Annotated in this window: 20 protein-coding genes; 14 read left to right on the plus strand and 6 right to left on the minus strand. The window is 65.4% G+C overall.

Annotated features, from left to right (window positions below; all coding sequences use genetic code 11):
• Window positions 1–91: 91 nt before the first annotated feature.
• Together htpG and ACIBI6_RS28965 are read right to left on the minus strand one after the other, a co-directional pair.
• Entirely contained in the window at window positions 92–2,047 is a 1,956-nt protein-coding gene (gene htpG / locus ACIBI6_RS28960) for a molecular chaperone HtpG (protein ID WP_364350950.1), read from the minus strand.
• Window positions 2,044–3,741, minus strand: a complete 1,698-nt coding sequence (locus ACIBI6_RS28965) for a TM0106 family RecB-like putative nuclease (protein WP_396958527.1) — start codon at window positions 3,739–3,741, stop codon at window positions 2,044–2,046. Before ACIBI6_RS28965 ends, htpG begins: the two co-directional genes overlap by 4 nt.
• Before the next feature lie 465 nt (window positions 3,742–4,206).
• Between ACIBI6_RS28965 and ACIBI6_RS28970 the strand changes: the two genes are divergently transcribed.
• The 9 genes from ACIBI6_RS28970 to rraA all read left to right on the plus strand — a co-directional run bounded on the left by ACIBI6_RS28970 (window position 4,207) and on the right by rraA (window position 9,594).
• Entirely contained in the window at window positions 4,207–4,857 is a 651-nt protein-coding gene (locus tag ACIBI6_RS28970) for a DUF6474 family protein (protein WP_396958453.1), read from the plus strand.
• Window positions 4,858–4,865: 8 nt separating this feature from the next.
• Window positions 4,866–5,405: a hypothetical protein gene (locus ACIBI6_RS28975; RefSeq protein WP_396958454.1), complete on the plus strand. Its 540-nt coding sequence runs from the start codon at window positions 4,866–4,868 to the stop codon at window positions 5,403–5,405.
• Window positions 5,406–5,447: 42 nt separating this feature from the next.
• Window positions 5,448–6,107: a YcnI family protein gene (locus ACIBI6_RS28980; RefSeq protein ID WP_364350941.1), complete on the plus strand. Its 660-nt coding sequence runs from the start codon at window positions 5,448–5,450 to the stop codon at window positions 6,105–6,107.
• The gene (locus ACIBI6_RS28985) at window positions 6,104–6,658 is read left to right on the plus strand and encodes a copper resistance protein CopC (RefSeq protein ID WP_396958455.1); all 555 of its coding nucleotides are present in this window, start codon (window positions 6,104–6,106) and stop codon (window positions 6,656–6,658) included. Before ACIBI6_RS28980 ends, ACIBI6_RS28985 begins: the two co-directional genes overlap by 4 nt.
• A 13-nt stretch (window positions 6,659–6,671) precedes the next feature.
• A complete protein-coding gene (locus ACIBI6_RS28990; RefSeq protein WP_396958456.1) occupies window positions 6,672–7,610 on the plus strand; it encodes a copper resistance D family protein in 939 nt (312 codons plus the stop codon).
• 57 nt (window positions 7,611–7,667) lie between these two features.
• Window positions 7,668–8,126, plus strand: coding sequence for an SRPBCC family protein (locus tag ACIBI6_RS28995; RefSeq protein ID WP_357476007.1), 459 nt, complete (start codon window positions 7,668–7,670; stop codon window positions 8,124–8,126).
• A 44-nt stretch (window positions 8,127–8,170) separates the two neighbouring features.
• The gene (locus tag ACIBI6_RS29000) at window positions 8,171–8,551 is read left to right on the plus strand and encodes a DUF5313 family protein (RefSeq protein ID WP_396958457.1); all 381 of its coding nucleotides are present in this window, start codon (window positions 8,171–8,173) and stop codon (window positions 8,549–8,551) included.
• 63 nt (window positions 8,552–8,614) lie between these two features.
• Window positions 8,615–8,980, plus strand: a complete 366-nt coding sequence (locus ACIBI6_RS29005) for a DUF5313 family protein (protein ID WP_364350934.1) — start codon at window positions 8,615–8,617, stop codon at window positions 8,978–8,980.
• 143 nt (window positions 8,981–9,123) lie between these two features.
• Window positions 9,124–9,594 carry a ribonuclease E activity regulator RraA gene (rraA, locus tag ACIBI6_RS29010; RefSeq protein WP_396958459.1) on the plus strand — a complete coding sequence of 157 codons (471 nt, stop codon included), beginning with the start codon at window positions 9,124–9,126 and terminating at the stop codon, window positions 9,592–9,594.
• Window positions 9,595–9,604: 10 nt separating this feature from the next.
• Here rraA and ACIBI6_RS29015 read toward each other — a convergent pair whose 3' ends face one another.
• Complete coding sequence (locus ACIBI6_RS29015) at window positions 9,605–9,826, minus strand: RNA-binding S4 domain-containing protein (RefSeq protein ID WP_364350931.1); 222 nt, start codon at window positions 9,824–9,826, stop codon at window positions 9,605–9,607.
• A gap of 172 nt (window positions 9,827–9,998) precedes the next feature.
• On the opposite strand from ACIBI6_RS29015, the gene lysX reads away from it, so the two are divergent.
• A complete protein-coding gene (gene lysX, locus ACIBI6_RS29020; protein WP_364351133.1) occupies window positions 9,999–13,295 on the plus strand; it encodes a bifunctional lysylphosphatidylglycerol synthetase/lysine--tRNA ligase LysX in 3,297 nt (1,098 codons plus the stop codon).
• 128 nt (window positions 13,296–13,423) lie between these two features.
• The gene (locus ACIBI6_RS29025) at window positions 13,424–13,651 is read left to right on the plus strand and encodes a hypothetical protein (RefSeq protein ID WP_364350928.1); all 228 of its coding nucleotides are present in this window, start codon (window positions 13,424–13,426) and stop codon (window positions 13,649–13,651) included.
• 58 nt (window positions 13,652–13,709) lie between these two features.
• On the opposite strand, the gene ACIBI6_RS29030 is transcribed toward ACIBI6_RS29025, so the two are convergent.
• Complete coding sequence (locus ACIBI6_RS29030; RefSeq protein WP_364350925.1) at window positions 13,710–15,221, minus strand: MFS transporter; 1,512 nt, start codon at window positions 15,219–15,221, stop codon at window positions 13,710–13,712.
• Window positions 15,222–15,329: 108 nt separating this feature from the next.
• Between ACIBI6_RS29030 and ACIBI6_RS29035 the strand changes: the two genes are divergently transcribed.
• Window positions 15,330–16,037: a helix-turn-helix domain-containing protein gene (locus ACIBI6_RS29035; RefSeq protein ID WP_364350922.1), complete on the plus strand. Its 708-nt coding sequence runs from the start codon at window positions 15,330–15,332 to the stop codon at window positions 16,035–16,037.
• A gap of 15 nt (window positions 16,038–16,052) precedes the next feature.
• Here ACIBI6_RS29035 and ACIBI6_RS29040 read toward each other — a convergent pair whose 3' ends face one another.
• Both ACIBI6_RS29040 and ACIBI6_RS29045 read right to left on the minus strand, forming a co-directional pair.
• Window positions 16,053–16,412 carry a Uma2 family endonuclease gene (locus ACIBI6_RS29040; protein ID WP_396958460.1) on the minus strand — a complete coding sequence of 120 codons (360 nt, stop codon included), beginning with the start codon at window positions 16,410–16,412 and terminating at the stop codon, window positions 16,053–16,055.
• Window positions 16,409–16,630 (minus strand): hypothetical protein, encoded by a 222-nt coding sequence (locus ACIBI6_RS29045; protein WP_396958462.1) that lies wholly within the window; start codon window positions 16,628–16,630, stop codon window positions 16,409–16,411. Before ACIBI6_RS29045 ends, ACIBI6_RS29040 begins: the two co-directional genes overlap by 4 nt.
• Window positions 16,631–16,708: 78 nt before the next feature.
• On the opposite strand from ACIBI6_RS29045, the gene ACIBI6_RS29050 reads away from it, so the two are divergent.
• Both ACIBI6_RS29050 and ACIBI6_RS29055 read left to right on the plus strand, forming a co-directional pair.
• Entirely contained in the window at window positions 16,709–17,326 is a 618-nt protein-coding gene (locus tag ACIBI6_RS29050) for a histidine phosphatase family protein (RefSeq protein WP_364350915.1), read from the plus strand.
• A gap of 159 nt (window positions 17,327–17,485) precedes the next feature.
• A complete protein-coding gene (locus ACIBI6_RS29055) occupies window positions 17,486–17,818 on the plus strand; it encodes a hypothetical protein (RefSeq protein WP_364350912.1) in 333 nt (110 codons plus the stop codon).
• Window positions 17,819–17,895 lie beyond the last annotated feature (77 nt).

Raw genomic sequence — 17,895 nt, forward strand, 5'->3', positions numbered from 1 at the left:
CGTCGCAGACCTAGGGAGCGGCTCACACAGGTTGGGAACCTATGTGAGCCGCTCACTGGTTATGTCTCCCCCATTCCTGGCAGATCGACCTTCAGAGCGTGCGGGTCAGGCGCTCGGTGAGGATCTGGGCGAAGCGGGCCGGATCCTCGAGTTCCCCACCCTCGGCGAGAACCGCTGTGCCGTAGAGCAATTCGGCGGTCTCGGTGAGTTCGGGCACCTTACCCGCGTCGGCGTCGTCCTTGCGGGTGTCATAGGCGTCGCGCAGGCCGGTGACCAACGGGTGGGTCGGGTTGAGCTCGAGGATTCGCTTGGACGCGGGCACCAGCTGACCAGAGGCCCGGTACATGCGCTCCAGCATCGGGGTGAAGTCGAAGACATCACCGACGAGGCAGGCCGGCGAGGTGGTGAGCCGGTTGGTCAGGCGCACCTCCTTGACGTTGTCCAGGGTCTTGCCGAGCCAGCCGAGCACTTCGGCGAAGTCCTTGTCCTGCTGTTCGCGCAGCGATTCGGTGGCCTTCTTCTCCTCCTCGGTCTCCAGATCGACTTCGCCCTTGGCAATGGACTGCAAGGGCTTGCCGTCGAATTCGGTGACCGAACCGACCCACATCTCGTCGACCGGATCGGTCAGGATCAGCACCTCGCGGCCCTTGGCTTTGAAGGCCTCCATATGCGGGGAGCTTTCGACCTGCTGACGGGTCTCGCCGGTCATGTAGTAGATGGCGTCCTGACCGTCCTTCATCCGCTCCACGTAGGCGGCGAGGGAGGTCAGTTCTTCCTCGGAGTTGGTCGAAGCGAACGAGGAAACCTGCAGCAGCGTCTCGCGGTTGTCGAAGTCCGAGAGCAGGCCCTCCTTGAGGACGCGCCCGAACTCCTTCCAGAACGTCTGGTACTTCTCCTGATCTTCCGCACCCTGCAGTTCCTTGACCGTCGAGAGCACCTTCTTCACCAGGCGCTTGCGGATCATCTGGATCTGCCGGTCCTGCTGCAGGATCTCGCGGGAGACATTGAGCGACAGATCCTGCGCGTCCACCACCCCCTTGACGAAACGCAGGTATTCCGGCATCAGCTCTTCGCAGTTGTCCATGATGAACACCCGCTTGACGTAGAGCTGCACGCCGCGCTTGTGCTCGCGGGTGAACAGATCGAAGGGCGCGTGCGAGGGAACGAACAGCAGCGCCTGGTACTCGAAGGTGCCCTCGGCCTTCATCGGGATGATCTCCAGCGGATCGTCCCAGCCGTGGCTGACGTGCTTGTAGAACTCCTTGTACTCCTCGTCGCTGACCTCGCTCTTCGGGCGCGTCCACAGCGCCTTCATGGAGTTGAGGGTCTGCTCCTCGAGAATCGTCTTCTCGGTCTTCTCCTCACCCTCACCCTCGGTGACGGTCCGCTCGACCTGCATGCGGATCGGCCAGGCGATGAAGTCGGAGTACTTCTTGACGATCTCGCGGAGCTTCCACTCCAGGGTGTAGTCGAAGAGATGGTCCTCCTCGTCCGGGGTCTTGAGATGCAGCGATACGGTGGTGCCCTGCGGGGCCTCGTCGAGGGTTTCGATGGTGTAGGTCGAGCTGCCCGCGGCCGACTCCCAGCGGGTGCCCTCGGTCTCGCCCGCCTTGCGGGTGGTCAGGGTGACCTTGTCGGCGACCATGAAGGTCGAATAGAAGCCGATGCCGAACTGGCCGATCAGCTCCTCGGCGGCCGCCTCGGATTTGGCCTCGTTCAGCTTCTTACGCAGCTCCGCGGTGCCGGATTTGGCGAGTGTGCCGATCAGATCGACCACCTCGGCGCGGGACATGCCGATACCGTTATCCCTGACCGTCAGGATCCGATTGTCCTTGTCGACCGCCAGCTCGATATGCAGATCGGCGGTATCGACGTGCAGATCCTTATCGCGGAAGGACTCCAGCCGCAGCTTGTCCAGCGCGTCGGAGGCGTTCGAGATCAGCTCCCGCAGGAACGTGTCCTTGTTGGAGTAGACCGAATGGATCATCAGCTCGAGGAGCTGATGGGTTTCTGCCTGGAACTCGAGTTGTTCGACGTGCTCTGTCACGTCGCGATGGTACCGCCGCGCCTATCCGACATCGCCGACATCTGCCCGAAGTCGGCCAAGCCGGGTACCTCGACGTCGGCGCGATGGGGATCATCGGAGCGCGTAGGGCGTGGATGCATCCATTCGCGCAGCACCATGGTGGCCCGCACATCGTCCTCGTTGTACTCGAGCAGCCGGGTGCGCTGACCATGATCGGGTTCGCCCTCGTAGCCGACGGCCAGCCGATACCAGCTCATCGACGCCTCCCCGCCCGCCTCCGGATCGCGCCAGGAGAAGCCGGCCACCGGCGCGATCTTCTTGAGTCCCTTGCCGTTCGGGCAGATGAACTGATCGGAGACGGCCTGGAACATATCCACCCACTGTGGTCCGTCGACGAAGGCGCGCACCTGCTCGACCGTCGGCACCCCGGGCCGACCCGCGAACCGGCGCGCCGATTCGTAGAGCCATTTGTCCTCTGCGGTGCGCGAATAGCAGTACGCGGCAAAGGTTTTCCCGGCCGCGATGGCCTCGGCGCGGACGGTCATCAGCCAGGTCCAGAATTCGCCGAAGGAGCGGCCCTCATCCTCGGTGGGCAGCGGATCCCAGGTGACGAACGGGCGGTACACGCCGTCGAGCAGCGTGCCCCACAGGTATGCGCCGTACTCCTGGAAGCTCTCCAGATCGACATCCACCTCGACATCGGCCCGGCGCACCCAGACCCGCTCGACCCGGCGCACCAGCGGTGCACCCGCGAGCCAGGCACGTGCGGTCACCACGGCCTCATCGAAGGGGCCGTGCTGCCAGTCCTCCGGATCGTCGCCGACCCAGGCGGCCAGATCGTCGATGGTCTCGACGCCGTGGCCGCGCAACACCTCGGCGCGGGAACCGGGCGCGACCAGGCTCACGTCCCGATGTTCGGTCAGCCAGCCCTCACAGCTCTGACCCGCGACCCGCGCCTCATCGGCGGGTGCTTTGCGCGTCCACCACGGGCACTGGCGGCATTCGGGCACCTTCGACGGAACCGTCGGCAATTCCCCGCGCACCACCGCGATTCGATCGGCATAGCGCCGGTCGTAATCGGCGAGCAGCGGGCCGAGATCGTGCACCAGGATGCGGTCGAAGTGGTAGCCGATCACGCCGCCGACCAGCGCCGGACTGGCCAGACCGTGCCGCTGCAGCATCCGGTACAGATGCGCGAGCCGCTGTTGATCGCGGGGCTGCGGGCGCAGTTTGCGATGCGGGTCCGGTTGCGGATCCCAGTGATACGGGTCCGAGGTGGTGGGGTGGAAATCGGCCGGTTCGGGTTGCCGCGGATCGGTGACCTTGTGATTGACCACGATCACCGGGATGTAGCCGCCGCGATCACGGTCACGCAGCAGGATTTCCGAGCCGCCGCGGCGGCCGGTATCCGGCTCCTGCGGCAGCAGTCCGCCCCAGATGTGTTGCGCGCCTTCGGCACACGCGCGCATGGTGGCCGCGGCCCGCTCCCCGGCGCGTAACGTCGGATCGATCACCACCCAGTTGTCCGGATCCGCGGCGATCAGCGCTTGACGCACCCTGGCGCGATGCGCGGTCGCGGCATCCCGGCGCTGACGGACCCCGGCATCCTCGATCACCCCGGTCAGCAGGTCCGGATTGGCGGCGTTCAAATGCAAGCGGTGCCGACACCCGATCAACGCTCTGGCATCGACGAATGCGGTCGGCTCGGCGGGCATCGGCGCAGTATTCAACTCGGTCTGCCGCTCGTCGGCTACGCCTTCGTGATTGCGACCCTCGCGGTCACCGCTGCCCGAATACACATACGCAGTATGGTCCAGACCCCTGACAACTCTGTGATCGCATGACGTGGTCGGCCCCCGAGTCGCACAGCAGCCATTGAGTCGCGTGGTACACCGGTGAGCGGCGTGGTAGACCTGTGCCCGGTAGACGAGCAGCGAGATGATTCAATATCAACGCAGCCCGTTCGGAATCAACGCAGCCCGTTCGGAGCGAGTCTTACGAGCGACGTTCGCGGCCCGTCTCGCGGTCGAGCGGTCGAAGCGCACGCGACGAAGTCGCGAGTCTCGACCGCGCCGCTAGCGACTGCTTGCAGGTCGCTCGAAAGGGTCGGCCGCGAGACACCGGGGGACCGCGAACACGCCGGGCCGCAGGCGCGGCAAATTCGACACAGGAGGGCCTCGATGGGGTTGTTCACGAAGCGCAAGCGGCGGCCGAGCCGCAGGGCCGAGGCGAAGGCCCTCAAGCACAAGGCCGCCATGGAAGCGAAACTCGGCGCCAGGAACGACCGCAAGGCCCGCCGCGCGGAGGCCCGCACCCAGAGCAAGGTCGCCAAGGCGCAGATCGCCGCATTGCAGGCGGAGGAGAAGGCAGCACTCAAGGTGGCGGCCAAGGCCGAGCGGGATCCGTTCACCGCGAGCCAGGTCCGCAAGTACCTCGGTGTGGCTCGGGTGCTGGTGCCCGTACTCGCACCGCTGGCCTACCGTGCCGCGACCTATATCCGCGGCCGGATCGATACCCGTCGGGCGCATCAGCTCGGCATCGGCGTCGAACAGCTCGGTGACTTCAGCGGTCACGGCGGTCAGCTGCAGGCGCGGATCTCCAATACCGAAGCCGCCCTCGACAAGATCGGCACGCAGTCCAGCGACAAGGCGGGCAAGGGCGAGACCCAGAAATTCGTCGCCGCAACCCAGGATCGACTCGGCAATCTGACCGCCGCGATTCGGACCGCGGAACAGATGCCCGCGCCGCGCCGTCGCGCCGTACACGCGTCGATTTCGAGCGAGCTGTCCGGTATCGAGGCGGACGTCTTGGCGCGCCTCGGCGTCAGCTGATCCACCCGATGTCTCCCGGCCAGCCCTCCGGCAGCCCGCGTGGCTGTCTGGTCGGCGGCACAGTCGGTGCGCTCGCCATCGCCGCACACGGTGCGGCGGGTGGTGGATTTCCGGATTCGGCCGAATCCGCACTGCTGCTGCTTGTTTCGGCGTTGACGGGTTGGGCCGCGGGGCGACTGTGGCAGGGCACCGACGGCCGTTGGGCCGTACTCGGTCCGCTCGCGCTCGGACAGCTCGCCGGGCATGCGGTGCTATCCGGGCTGATCGACCACACCCACACCCACGCCGCCGCACCGCAAGTCGACCGGTATCTGCCCACCGGCTGGATGTTGTTGGCGCACTCGAGCGCAACGCTCGGCTGCGTCGCGCTGATCCTGTTGGCCGAGCGGCTCTACGGAATGGCATCCAGCGTCATTCGCGCGGTTTCCGCCACCGGATCACCGCTCGTGCTCACCCGCCCGGTTCGCTGGTCCGATCCAGTTCCGCGGCCCTACCGCTTTCATCCGAACGGCGCGATCGGTCCGCGCGCGCCTCCGGTGTCGGCCTGATCCGCCACACCCAAACCCCTTCGGACAGAAAGCACTTCACCCATGCGTACGCAGATCACGCGCGCCTGCACGGCCGTGGCCGCCGCCGGCTTCGTTCTCCTCGCGGGCGGCACCGCCTCCGCACACGTCACCGCCGACGCACCCGGCGCGACGCAGGGCGACTACTCGGTGATCACCTTCAAGGTGCCGACCGAATCGGAGACCGCGAACACCACGGCCCTCACCGTCGCCCTGCCCAATCTCAAGAGCGCCCGCACCGAACCCATTCCGGGTTGGAACTCCAAGGTCGACCGCAATGACAAGGCCGAGGCCACCTCGGTCACCTGGACCGCTGATCCCGGCACGCCCGGTGTGCGCCCGGGCCAGTTCCAGCGCTTCGTCCTCTCGGTCGGACCGCTGCCGACCCAGAACGAGGTCAGCTTCCCGGCAACTCAGACCTACAGCGACGGCAAGGTCGTCAAGTGGGATCAGCCCATGGGCGCGGACGGTTCCGAACCCGAACATCCGGCACCGACGCTGACCCTCGCGGCGGCCACCGGCGACGGCCATGACGGCCACCACGTCGGCAGTTCGGCCGCCGCCTCGGAGCAATCGAAGGACACCGACAACACCGCGCGCTGGCTCGGCGGCATCGGTCTCGCACTCGGCCTGCTCGGCGTCGCGCTCGGTCTCGGCAATGTGATCCGCGGACGCCGGGCATGAGTGGCACCGCCCTGCGTCGCATGGTCGGCGGGTTGGTCGCGGGGGTGCTCTTCCTCGGCATGGGCGCGCTCGCGGCTGGAACGGCGGCGGCCCATTCCACGCCGGTCAGCAGCGTGCCCGCCGACGGCGCGAGTATCGAAACCGGTCCGGAGCGGGTGAGCATCACCTTCAACGAACCACTGCAGGAAGGCTTTCCAGCACTCACCGTGGTGGGGCCGGACGGGAATCTGTGGTCCAAGGGCGACCCGAAGGTGGACGGCCCGACCGTGAGCGTCGCCGTCGGCGAACTCGGCCCGACCGGCGTCTACAAGATCGGCTACCGAGTCACCTCCGCCGACGGCCACCCGGTCAAGGGTGAGCGGACCTTCACCCTCACCAAGGCGGGCAACGGAACCCCGGGCCCGAAGGCCAACGCCCAGAACAACTCCGGCGGAGGTGGCGATTCCGACGGAATTCCGCTGTGGGTCTTCATCATCGGCGCGGTCGTCCTGTTCGGCGGTGGGCTGGCATTCGCCCTGTTCGGCGGCAGGAGCCGCAAATCGCAGCGGTGAGAAGAGCACGCGGGTGAACAAGGTGCAGCCGACGACCGGCGGCGGAAACGCGCAAGCTCTGCTGCTGGTCGTCCCGGCCGGGCTGCTGGGGGTGGCGCTCGCGCTGATCCTGGCCGTCCCGGCCCCCGCACAGTCCGAGAGCATCGTCCGGGTGCTGGCGGACTGCACCGGGGCGACCGTGCTCGGGCTGGCCGCACTGCCCCGGCTGCACGATCGGCTGCGGCCACCGTGGCGGGTGCTCGCGGTACTGGCCGGGATCTGGTGTGTCACCGAATTCATGGTGCTCGTCTTCGAAGCGGCGGCCGTCGTCGGAGTGCCCGTCGGCACGCTCAGCGCTAGGCAGTTCGGCAATTTCCTGGTGGAGATCAGCGCCGGTCAGGTCGGCATCGCGGTACTGATCGGCAGTGGTGCGGTCGCCTGCTATTCGGCGATCGCGTTCCGACGACCGGAGACCGCATCGGCGGATCTGGTGTTGGTCTTCACCGCAGTGGCGTTAGCGCTGCGGCCGATCACCGGGCATATGTCACAGCAGCCGTTCGGCTCGGTGCTCGCGGCGGTGCACGCGCTGGCGGCGGCGTCCTGGTTCGGGCTGTTGGTCGCGCTGGCACTGGTAGTGCGCGCCCGGGGTGAGTGGGCGGTGACGCTGCCCCGGTATTCGGCGGTGGCGCTGCCGCTGGTCGGCATCGTCACGGTCACCGGCCTGGTCAACGGGTTGGTGCGGGTCGGCGGAATCGCCCCGTTCGTGACGACCGGCTACGGCCGCATTCTGCTGGCGAAAACCCTTGTGCTGGTTGGATTGCTGGCGCTGGGCTGGTGGTGGCGACGGAGCTGGGTTCCGCAGGCGACGGGACATCGAATGCCTGCGGAATCCTCACTGCGTCGGGCGATCATCGAGGTGGCGGTGATGTCCGTGGCCTTCGGACTGGCGGCTACCCTGGCGGTCACCGCTTGACGCTTGCAAATGCAAGCACCTGCTGCCGGGCCGATAGCAACCCGTTACAGTTGTGCCATGACCGAGGTGAAGATCATCGAAGACTGTGCGGCATCGGCCGAAACAGCCTTCGCGTATGTCAACGACTACCGGAATCTGTCGCGTTTCATCACCGAGGTACAGGACTTCACACCGATCACCGAGCAGGTCGAGGGTGTCGGAGCGACCTTCGACGGCACCATCAAACTCGGTCCCGCCGCGCTGCATTCGCGCCTGCAGGTCGTGCGGTGGGAGGAGAACTACGCGATCGCGGTGAAGTCGATCAAGGGTTTCGAGATCGAATCCACCTTCCTGTTCCACGCCAAGGGGACCGACAGTTGCACGGTCGACGCGATCGTCGACTATCGCGTGCCGGGCGGGATCGCGGGCAAGGTGCTCGGCAAGACCATCGAGCCGTTCGTGAAGCTCGCCGTCAAACACTCCACACACAACCTGACCACCCAGATCGCCGAATTCCACGCCAGCAGGCAGGGCTAGCCAGAACTTGTCCGAGCCGGTCCGCCCGGAGGATGCTTGGCACTATGGTCGACCGAACGACACCAACATTCGCGCAGCGCATCGCCTACATCTGCGGGCGCACGCTGCCGGAGTCGATGTCGGCGTGGGTGCTCGAGGATCTGACCGGCCCCGGTGCGGCACGTCGCTATCTGATGCGCTTGCTCATCCCGATGATTCCGGTACTGAGCCTGTTCCTGCTGGTACCCGGACCGAAATGGATGGGCCTGGCGATGATGGCCCTGTTGTATCTGCCGCTGATCTATTTCACCGCGGCGCTGATGTATGTGTATCGCAGGGCGCGTCTGGTCAAGCACGGCCTCGATCCAGCGCTGGCCGACGCCGCGTCCAGCAAGCGCGTGGAGACCGAGCGGCGGGCCTACGAACGCCGCCACGGTCGCGCTTGATTCCGGCTGCCGAATATTCGCCGAACCTGGCGATGACGCATCTCACAGGCATAGCCTGAACATATGAAACGCCCCACGATAGGCCAGCGGATCTCTTACGATCTCGGCCGCGAGCTCCCCGAGGAGCTGCACGAGTGGGTCATCCACGACCTCGTCGGGCACGGGGCCGAGGTGCGCTATCTCGTCCGGTTCATCGTTCCATTCATCCCGCTCTTGCTGGTCCCGCTGCTGTTCCCCGGGCCGATCGCATTGAAGATCGGCGTGATCATCATGATGGTCGTGCCGCTGGTCGTGTTCACCGTGGCGCGCAGCTATGTCTGGCGCCGCTACCGGATGAGGCAGCACGGCCTCGACCCGCAATGGATCAACCACAACAAGATGCGCGAAACCGAGCGAATCAAGTACCAGATGCATTACGGGCATCGCTAGCGACCGGGTTTGCAGCGGGCGCGCCGGTGAATGCCGACCATCGTCACCCACTCGACCACGACGGAGCGAGTCTTACGAGCGACCGTTCGCAGACACCAGGGGGCCGCGAACACGCCGCGCCGAAGGCGCGGCAGAATGTCACAGTGGACACCATTGCTACCGCGGACCTCGCCGACGAGATCGGCCCCGAAATCCGTAGCTGCGATACGCAGTTCATCCAGTTCGGCGGGCGCGCGGAGTTCTCCGGGCGCATCACCACGATCCGCTGCTTCCAAGACAACCTGCTGGTCAAGCAAACGCTGAGCGAGCCGGGCAACGGCGGCGTGCTAGTCGTCGACGGCGGCGCCAGCGTGCACACCGCATTGGTCGGCGACATCATCGCCGGACGCGGTGTGGCCAACGGCTGGTCCGGCGTCATCGTCAACGGTGCGGTGCGCGACTCGGCCATCCTGCGCACGCTCGATATCGGCATCAAGGCACTCGGCACCAACCCGCGCAAGAGCACCCAGACCGGCTCCGGCGAGCGCGATATCCCGGTCGAATTCGGCGGTGTGACGTTCGTGCCCGGCCATATGCTCTACAGCGACCACGACGGCATCGTGGTCCGTGCTTGAGCCCGAGCGACTAGACCGCTGCCACCCTGGCCTTATGACCGGCGATGGCCACAATGTCGCCGATATGCAATTGCCGTCCGCGACGCAGTTCCACCTCCTCGTTCACCCGTACCAGACCCGCGGCGATCACGGTCTTGGCCTCCGATCCGGAATCGATCAGATTGGCCAGCTTGAGGAACTGACCGAGTCGAATGACGTCGTCATCGATTGGTACATCGACTGCATCGGACATGGGATACATCCTTACTCCGTTGCCGTCGAACCGGAAATCCAACCCCCCGCCCACACGACCCGACACTCATGAATGACTCGCCGATAACCGACATGCCCGGGTGGTCTTCGAGCACCACTACCGCGGCACCGTACACACTGGTGCTGTGACAACCACGCACGCCGGGCAACGCATCGACACCGAAGCACCCCCGGAAAGATCGGCACCACCGGTTCCGCATCGCGGACACGGACGGCTGCGGGAGGTCCCGCATATCGCGGGTCTGCTCCTGGGTGTCTTCGCCGTGCTCTGCTTCCTGTGGAGCCTCTCGCCCGGACTGCGATATCTGACGCATGTGCCGCGGCGCTACATCGACCTGTACTACTTCGACGCACCGGATACCAGCCTCGTGTGGGCGCTGGTGGTCGGGTTGCTCGCGGGGGCGACGGCCAGCCGCAAGCGCATCGCCTGGTGGTTGCTGCTCGGCTATATAGCGCTCTACGCCCTCGCGAATGTGCTCGAATTCGCCGACGAGGCCAATATGCACGCACTGGTGGCCGCGGTGGTACAGATCGCCGCGATCGGCGTGCTGCTCGCGTCCTGGCGGGAGTTCTACACAAAGGTGCGCCCGGGGGCGGGCTGGAAGGCGTTGGGCGTACTGGCAGGCGGTCTCGCGGTCGGCTGTCTGCTCGGCTGGGGTCTGGTGGAGTTGCTCCCCGGTTCGCTGCCCCGAGGCGTGCAGCGGCCGCTGTGGTCGATCTATCGGGTGACGGCCGCGGTGCTGGTGGACAACGAACATTTCGACGGCCATCCGCGCCCGTTCGTCAACTTCCTGCTCGGCCTGTTCGGCGCCATCGCCCTATTGGCCGCGGTGGTCATCCTGCTGCGCTCGCAACGTGCGGGCAACGCGATGACCGGCACCGACGAATCCGCGATCCGCGGTCTGCTGGAACGCTCCGATGTCGAGGATTCGCTCGGCTACTTCGCGACCCGGCGCGATAAGGCGGTGGTCTTCGCGTCGAGCGGCAAGGCGGCGCTCACCTATCGCGTCGAATTGGGCGTGTGCCTCGCCAGTGGCGATCCGGTCGGTATTCGCGAGTCGTGGCCGCAGGCGATCGATGCGTGGCTGCGGCTGGCCGACCAATTCGGTTGGGCCCCAGCGGTCATGGGCGCGAGCGAGCTCGGTGCGACGGCGTACCGACGGGCCGGACTTTCGGCGCTGCGCCTCGGTGACGAGGCCATTCTCGACACCAGGACCTTCTCGCTCGCGGGCCCGGAGATGAAGCAGGTCCGTCAGGCCGCGAACCGGTTGCGCAAACACGGGATCACCGTGCGCATCCGCCGCCATCGCGATATTCCGGCCGCGGAATTCCGGCAGGTGATCGCCCGTGCGGATGCCTGGCGCGATACCGAAACCGAGCGCGGCTTCTCCATGGCGCTCGGACGCCTCGGCGATCCGCTGGACGGCGACTGCCTGCTCGTCGAAGCGGTGAATTCCCAGGAGCGGGTGCTCGGCATGCTCTCGCTGGTGCCGTGGGGACGCACCGGCGCGTCACTCGAGCTGATGCGCCGAGATCCACACGGCCCCAACGGTGTCATGGAGCTGATGATCTCCCAGCTCGCGCTGACCTCGGAACAGCATGGCATCACCAAGGTTTCACTGAACTTCGCGGTCTTCCGCTCGGTCTTCGAGGAGGGCGGCCGCATCGGCGCCGGACCGGTGCTGCGGCTGTGGCGCGGCGTGTTGCTGTTCTTTTCACGCTGGTGGCAGTTGGAGGCACTGTACCGGTCGAATGTGAAGTATCAGCCGTACTGGGTGCCCCGGTTCTTCCTGTTCGAGGATCGCAGGCAACTACCACGGGTGGCCATGGCCAGTGCGCTCGCCGAGGGCTTCCTACCGCGCTTCGGTAAGGAACCCGAAACCATTACCCACACCGGTCTGCACAGTGCGGTACCCGCGGGCATCACCGGACTGCACGCCGACGGCAGTCCGCCGGATCTGCCGGATAACGTTGGTGTGGAACTGCTTCCACGCCGCCCGGAACAGGTGCGGGTGCGCATGGACAAGCTCGACCGGCTAGCGGCCGCCGGTGTCGATGCCTATCCGGTCGCCTATCCCCCGACGCATGCCGTCGCGGCGGCGCGTCGTTCACCGCGCGGCACCACGGTGCGGGTCTGTGGCCGACTGTTGCGCATTCGCGATTACGGCGGGGTGATCTTCGCGGTGGTCCGGGACTGGACCGACGATATCCAGCTGGTCATCGACCGCGATCGGGTCGGTGCCGAACGCAGCGCCGAATTCGGCGAATTCTTCGATCTCGGTGACCTCATCGAGGTCAGTGGCCAGATCGGGCACAGCCGCCGCGGCGAACTTTCGCTGCTGGCCGCGGACTGGCGGATGATCGGCAAATGCCTGCATCCGCTGCCGGACAAATGGAAGGGACTGGCCGATCCCGAGGCCAGGGTGCGTCAGCGCTACGTCGATATGGCGATCAATCCGGAGGTCCGCGAGATGCTGAGCAAGCGCACCGCGGTGGTGCGCTCGCTGCGGGATTCGTTGAACGCCTGGGGATATCTCGAGGTCGAGACGCCGATCCTGCAAAAGGTGCACGGCGGTGCCAATGCGACACCGTTCCTCACCCATATCAATGCCTACGATCTGGACCTGTATCTGCGGATCGCGCCCGAGCTGTATCTCAAACGGCTGTGCGTCGGCGGTATGGAGAAGGTCTTCGAAATCGGGCGCAACTTCCGCAACGAGGGTGTGGACTTCAGCCATAACCCGGAGTTCACCAGCCTGGAAGCCTATGAGGCACATGCCGATTACGAGCGGATGATGCAGCTGGCGCGCCTACTCATCCAGAACGCGGCGCAGGCGGCCAATGGTTCGATGGTGGCGCTGCGCCCCAGGCCGGACGGCTCGTTCGAAGAGGTGGACATCTCCGGGGAGTGGACGGTGAAGACCGTGCACGGCGCGGTATCGGAGGCACTCGACTCCAAGATCACCCCGCAGACCACGCTCGAGGAGCTGCGCGAACTCTGCGATAAGGCGCAAGTGCCCTATCAGCACGGCTGGGATGCCGGGCAGGTCGTGCAGGAAATGTATGAGCATCTGGTCGAATCCCGTACCGAGAAGCCGACTTTCTACATCGACTTCCCCACCTCGGTCTCTCCGCTGACCCGCGCGCACCGCAGCATTCCCGGCGTGACCGAGCGCTGGGATCTGGTCGCCTGGGGCGTCGAATTGGGTACGGCCTACAGCGAACTCACCGATCCGATCGAACAGCGCCGCAGGCTCACCGAGCAGTCGATGCTGGCGGCCAATGGCGATCCGGAAGCCATGGAGCTCGACGAGGACTTTCTGCAGGCGCTCGAGCATGCGATGCCGCCCACCGGCGGATTGGGAATGGGCGTGGACCGCATCGTCATGTTGATCACCGGACGCAGCATTCGCGAGACGCTGCCGTTCCCATTGGTCAAGCCGCGCTGAGGAACTCGAATCGAGTATCTCAATATGAAAGATTGCAGTCCGGAAAAGTTCCATTTGCCGTATTTGCCCGCTACCCTTGGTAATTCGGCCCCGGGAGGAGGCCGGTACCTTCGACCATGGGGATGCATATGTACCTTGACCTGCTGACCAACACCGCACTGCTGGACCCGCAGGTGTGGGCGAGCGCGGACACCTGGACCAACTCCGACACCGTCGCATCAGCAGTAGAGTTCGCCGCCAAGAAAAAGAAGAAGAGCAGCAGCGGACTGCTGATCGGCGGCATCTGCTGCCTGGTCATCGTCGCCCTGATCGTCGGCGGCATCTACCTGCTGACTCAGCGCAAGAAGCAGCAGTAAGCCCACGAAAACGGCCCGGCTCGCAGATCGCGAACCGGGCCGTTTCGGTATTTCCGGACTAGATGACGGTGCGTTCGGAGGCCACCTCGGCCTCGAGCAACAGCTCGTCATCGAGTTGGTCGTGCGGCTGCGCCGGCACCGACTTCAGCACCACCACCGCCGTGACCAGCGCGGCGACCACCAGTGCGACGCCGATCCAGAACGCGAGCTGGAATCCATTGGTGAGCGCCACATTTGCCGCGACACCGTCCTTCAGCAGATGTTCGGTCTTGCTAGCCGACAGGGTGGCGAGCACCGCCAGACCGAGCGCGCCACCGACCTGCATGGTGGTGTTGGCCAGACCCGAGGCCAGACCGGCCTCCTGCGGCTCGACCCCCGACATCGCCAGATTCATCAGCGACGGGAAGGCCAGACCCGCACCGGTGCCGAACAGCACCATCGGCCCGAAGATGTTGAGCCAGTAGTTGCCGTCCACCGGCGCCTGGGTCAGCCAGAGCAGCGCGACGAGAATCAACAGCAGACCGGGAATCAGCACCCTGCGGGCGCCGAAGCGCATCACCAGATGTTCGGAATAGCGCACCGACAGCAGACCCATGATCGCCGCGACCGGGAAGAAGGCCGTGCCGAGTTGGATCGGCGAATAGCCGAGCACCTGCTTCAAGTACAGCGAACCCATGAAGAACATGCCGAACATGCCGGCCACGGTCAGCACCTGGATCACATTGGCACCGGACAGATTCCGCGAGCGGAAGATCTTCAGCGGCATCAGCGGGGTGGCCGCCGTCGCCTCCCGCGCGATGAATCCGGCGAGCAGTACCAGCGCGGCCGCTCCCAGACCCAGTGTGACCGGATCGGTCCAGCCGTATTCGGCCGCCGGCTTGACGATCGTGTAGACGCCGAGCATCAGCGCCGCCGTGATCAGTACGGCGCCGGGCACATCCGCGCCATCCTTCAATCCGGCACCCTTGTCCTTGTCCAGGATCTTCAGCGCGCCGAGGCCGACCGTGATACCGATCGGCAAGTTGACCAGGAAGATCAGCCGCCAGTCCAGGGCGGTCAGGAAACCGCCGAGCAGCAGGCCGATCGCACCACCGGCCGACGCGACGAAGGCATAGCGACCGATCGCCTTGGCCTGCTCGCGCGGATCCGGGAACATCGCGAAGATCATGCCGAGGATGACCGCCGAGGTCATGGCGCCGCCGATGCCCTGCAGGAAGCGGGCCGCGATGAGTGTCACCTCGTTGACGGCCGCGCCACACAGCGCCGAGGCCAGGGTGAAGACCACCAGACCCGACAGGAACATGGTGCGGCGACCGATGAGGTCACCGAGTCGGCCGGCCAGCATGAGCAGGCCGCCGAAGGAGATCAGATATCCGTTCACCACCCAGGCCAGACCCGATGCGGTGAAGCCGAGGTCGGTCTGGATATCCGCCAGCGCGACATTCACGATCGTCGCATCGAGCACGATCATGAGCATGCCGCCACACAACACATAGAGGGCGAGCCAGCGCTTGCCGTCCGAACCGGGGGCGTCCCCCACCTGTCTATGTCGTTCTTTTGCTTCCGTCACCACAGACGCCTTCCACCCGAAGATCGTTACTGTGGCACGCTAGCAATGGTTAGTCCTAAAAGACAACTAATTAATTCAGTTGAAGAATCGACTGATATGCTGTAGCACATGACTATTGCCCCGGAGCAGCGCGCTAAGCGCAGCTACCACGACGCCTGCGGTGCCGCCCGCGCGCTCGACCTCGTCGGCGAGCGCTGGACCCTGCTGGTGGTGCGCGAACTACTCCTGGGCCCCAAACGCTTCACCGATCTGCGCGCCGGACTGCCCGGCATCAGTCCCAATGTGCTCTCCCAGCGCCTCGAGGAACTCGTCCAGATCGGCGTCGTACACAAACGCAAGCTCCCGCCACCGGTCGCCGCCGCCGTCTACGACCTCACCGACTGGGGTCGCGAACTCGACGATGTGATCGTCGCACTCAACCGCTGGGGCGCTCGCACCCCCAACAGCTACAGCTGCTCCGATATGTCGACCGATTCGCTGATGGTGACCCTGCGCACCTTCTTCCAGCCCGAGCAGGCGGCGGGTGTGCACGCCGACTACGACCTCTACTTCACCGGATCCGATTCCGGCACAGACGAATTCCACGCCGTGGTGTCCGACGGCACCATCACCATCAGCCGCGGCGCCTCCGGCACCGGCGCCACCACCATCCACACCACCGTCGCGGCCTTCATCGCCGTCGCCATCCACGGCCGGCCGCTGGCAGACAGCTTGGCATCGGGCGAGACCGAGATCAGCGGTGACAGCGCGGCCGTTGCGAAGTTCGTGAGCTTCTTCGAACTCCCACCGGAGTGCACCGCGACTCCACGCGGGTGAAAAGGCTGGGCGAAGCTACAGCCGTTCGATGTCGGTCAGATCAATATCGATATCGAACGGCACACTGAGCTTCAGTTGCTCATGATGAATGCCGGTGAGCGCGTACACCTTAGTGGCCGGGTCGAGCTCGTACACATAAACGACCGGTCGCCCGTCGACATTCTCAACGCGCCAGAAGTGTGTAATGCCCGCCTGGGCGTACAACTGCGGCTTGCGTTCCCGATCGCGGCTGCGTGATTCAGGCGAGACAACTTCCACGGCGAGAACAACATCGTCAGCCTGATATGTCGTGAGCTCTAAGCCTCCGTCACGGTCTGCGTGAACCACAACGATGTCTGGCTCCGGGCGTTGGTTACGCCCCAACGTCACCGTCATTCGCGCCGAATACGCAAGTGACTGGGCACCAGACGATGCAAGGCGATATCGAGCATGGTGATGACCAGCACATGAAACTTCGCCTGCGGGCTCGCGAAGACAAGACTCCCGTCGATCAACTCGGTATGCGGAGGCAGGTCGGGCAGGCGGTCCAGGTCCTCGGCGACAAAACCGCCCGGCGGCGGGCGCAGCCACTGCGGAAACGGTTCGACGGTCATGACTTCGAGTATGGCACCCATACGTCGCTTACTCCCCCTAGTACGAATGAACGCCGATCGTACGGCAGAGTGGGCGAGGTGCAGTTGATATTCGTTCGTCATGCTCAGCCATTGCGGGTGCAAGGCTCCGGTGGACCGGCCGATCCCGGGTTGGCGCCGGTCGGCCTAGAGCAGGCCGAACGAGTGCCAGCGGCATTGAGTCAGCATCGGATCAGCCGGATCGTGAGCAGCCCGCAGCGGCGGGCGCGGGAGACGGCCGAGCCGACGGCGGCGAAGCTGGGGCTAGCGGTGGATGTGGTCGACGATCTGGCCGAATACGATCGCGACCTGCCCGCCTACATTCCGATCGAGGATGCCAAGGTCGAATTCGCGGCCGTCTACGAGCGGATCAAGTCCGGGCATCTGCCCGAGCAGATCGACGGGCCCGCCTTCATCACGCGGGTGCGCGAGGCCATCACCTCGATCGCCGCGCACACCGATCCCGCGGATACGGTGCTCGTCTTTGCGCACGGCGGGGTGATCAATGTGATCCTGCAGGATGTGCTCGGCCTGGCCAGACCGCTGACCTTCCCGATCGACTACTGCTCGATCACCCGAATCCTGTTCTCCCGCAGCGGACGCCGCACCGCGGCCACCATCAACGAGAACGGCCATGTCTGGGATCTGTTGCCACGCAACATCTCACAGCAATCCTGACGGCTATTCACAGACTTCGGCTTCACAGCCGACTGCCAGACAGATCCCACCCCAATCCCAGTGACGGAGCCTTGTATTGGTCCGGTGAGCCGCCGCAGCGACTACTGACAGGTCGCTCGGAACAACCAGCGACTCACAGTCCGAGGAAAGGAATCCGTTTTGCTCTCCAAGACATCGACCTCCTTCAGGCGGAGCTTCGCTCGAATTGCGATCGCAGGCGCGCTGGCCGCGGTTCCGCTCAGCGCGCTCGCGGTCACCGCATCCGCGGCCACGGCCGATTCGTCCGTGCCGACGGTTCAGGCGGCATCGGATCAGATTCCGTTGCAAGGCGCCGATATCGACCGCCACCACCATGGTGACTGGGACGGACCGCGCGGCGACCATGACGATCGCGGCCCCGGCGATTGGCGCCATGGCCCCGGCGATCAAAACAACGGTCCCTGGCAGCCCGGCCAGCCGCCGATCCTGCCGCCGACCGGTTCGGCTGGCTAGTCTGCCCAGAACCGTTGGACAAAGCGAAGGCCACCCCTCCAGACCGGAAGGGTGGCCTTCGCTTTTGCCTTGGGAAC

Origin of the sequence: Nocardia sp. NPDC050412, assembly GCF_044458825.1 — a bacterium.
Lineage (GTDB): Bacteria > Actinomycetota > Actinomycetes > Mycobacteriales > Mycobacteriaceae > Nocardia.

What these genes read in the sequence shown, in the direction of transcription:
- ACIBI6_RS28965 (WP_396958527.1), bottom strand. Translation starts at nt 3,741, where the DNA reads ATGCCCGCCGAGCCGACCGCATTCGTCGATGCCAGAGCGTTGATCGGG.
- ACIBI6_RS28970 (WP_396958453.1), top strand. Translation starts at nt 4,207, where the DNA reads ATGGGGTTGTTCACGAAGCGCAAGCGGCGGCCGAGCCGCAGGGCCGAG.
- ACIBI6_RS28975 (WP_396958454.1), top strand. Translation starts at nt 4,866, where the DNA reads ATGTCTCCCGGCCAGCCCTCCGGCAGCCCGCGTGGCTGTCTGGTCGGC.
- ACIBI6_RS28980 (WP_364350941.1), top strand. Translation starts at nt 5,448, where the DNA reads ATGCGTACGCAGATCACGCGCGCCTGCACGGCCGTGGCCGCCGCCGGC.
- ACIBI6_RS28985 (WP_396958455.1), top strand. Translation starts at nt 6,104, where the DNA reads ATGAGTGGCACCGCCCTGCGTCGCATGGTCGGCGGGTTGGTCGCGGGG.
- ACIBI6_RS28995 (WP_357476007.1), top strand. Translation starts at nt 7,668, where the DNA reads ATGACCGAGGTGAAGATCATCGAAGACTGTGCGGCATCGGCCGAAACA.
- ACIBI6_RS29000 (WP_396958457.1), top strand. Translation starts at nt 8,171, where the DNA reads ATGGTCGACCGAACGACACCAACATTCGCGCAGCGCATCGCCTACATC.
- ACIBI6_RS29005 (WP_364350934.1), top strand. Translation starts at nt 8,615, where the DNA reads ATGAAACGCCCCACGATAGGCCAGCGGATCTCTTACGATCTCGGCCGC.
- ACIBI6_RS29015 (WP_364350931.1), bottom strand. Translation starts at nt 9,826, where the DNA reads ATGTCCGATGCAGTCGATGTACCAATCGATGACGACGTCATTCGACTC.
- ACIBI6_RS29025 (WP_364350928.1), top strand. Translation starts at nt 13,424, where the DNA reads ATGTACCTTGACCTGCTGACCAACACCGCACTGCTGGACCCGCAGGTG.
- ACIBI6_RS29035 (WP_364350922.1), top strand. Translation starts at nt 15,330, where the DNA reads ATGACTATTGCCCCGGAGCAGCGCGCTAAGCGCAGCTACCACGACGCC.
- ACIBI6_RS29040 (WP_396958460.1), bottom strand. Translation starts at nt 16,412, where the DNA reads ATGACGGTGACGTTGGGGCGTAACCAACGCCCGGAGCCAGACATCGTT.
- ACIBI6_RS29045 (WP_396958462.1), bottom strand. Translation starts at nt 16,630, where the DNA reads ATGACCGTCGAACCGTTTCCGCAGTGGCTGCGCCCGCCGCCGGGCGGT.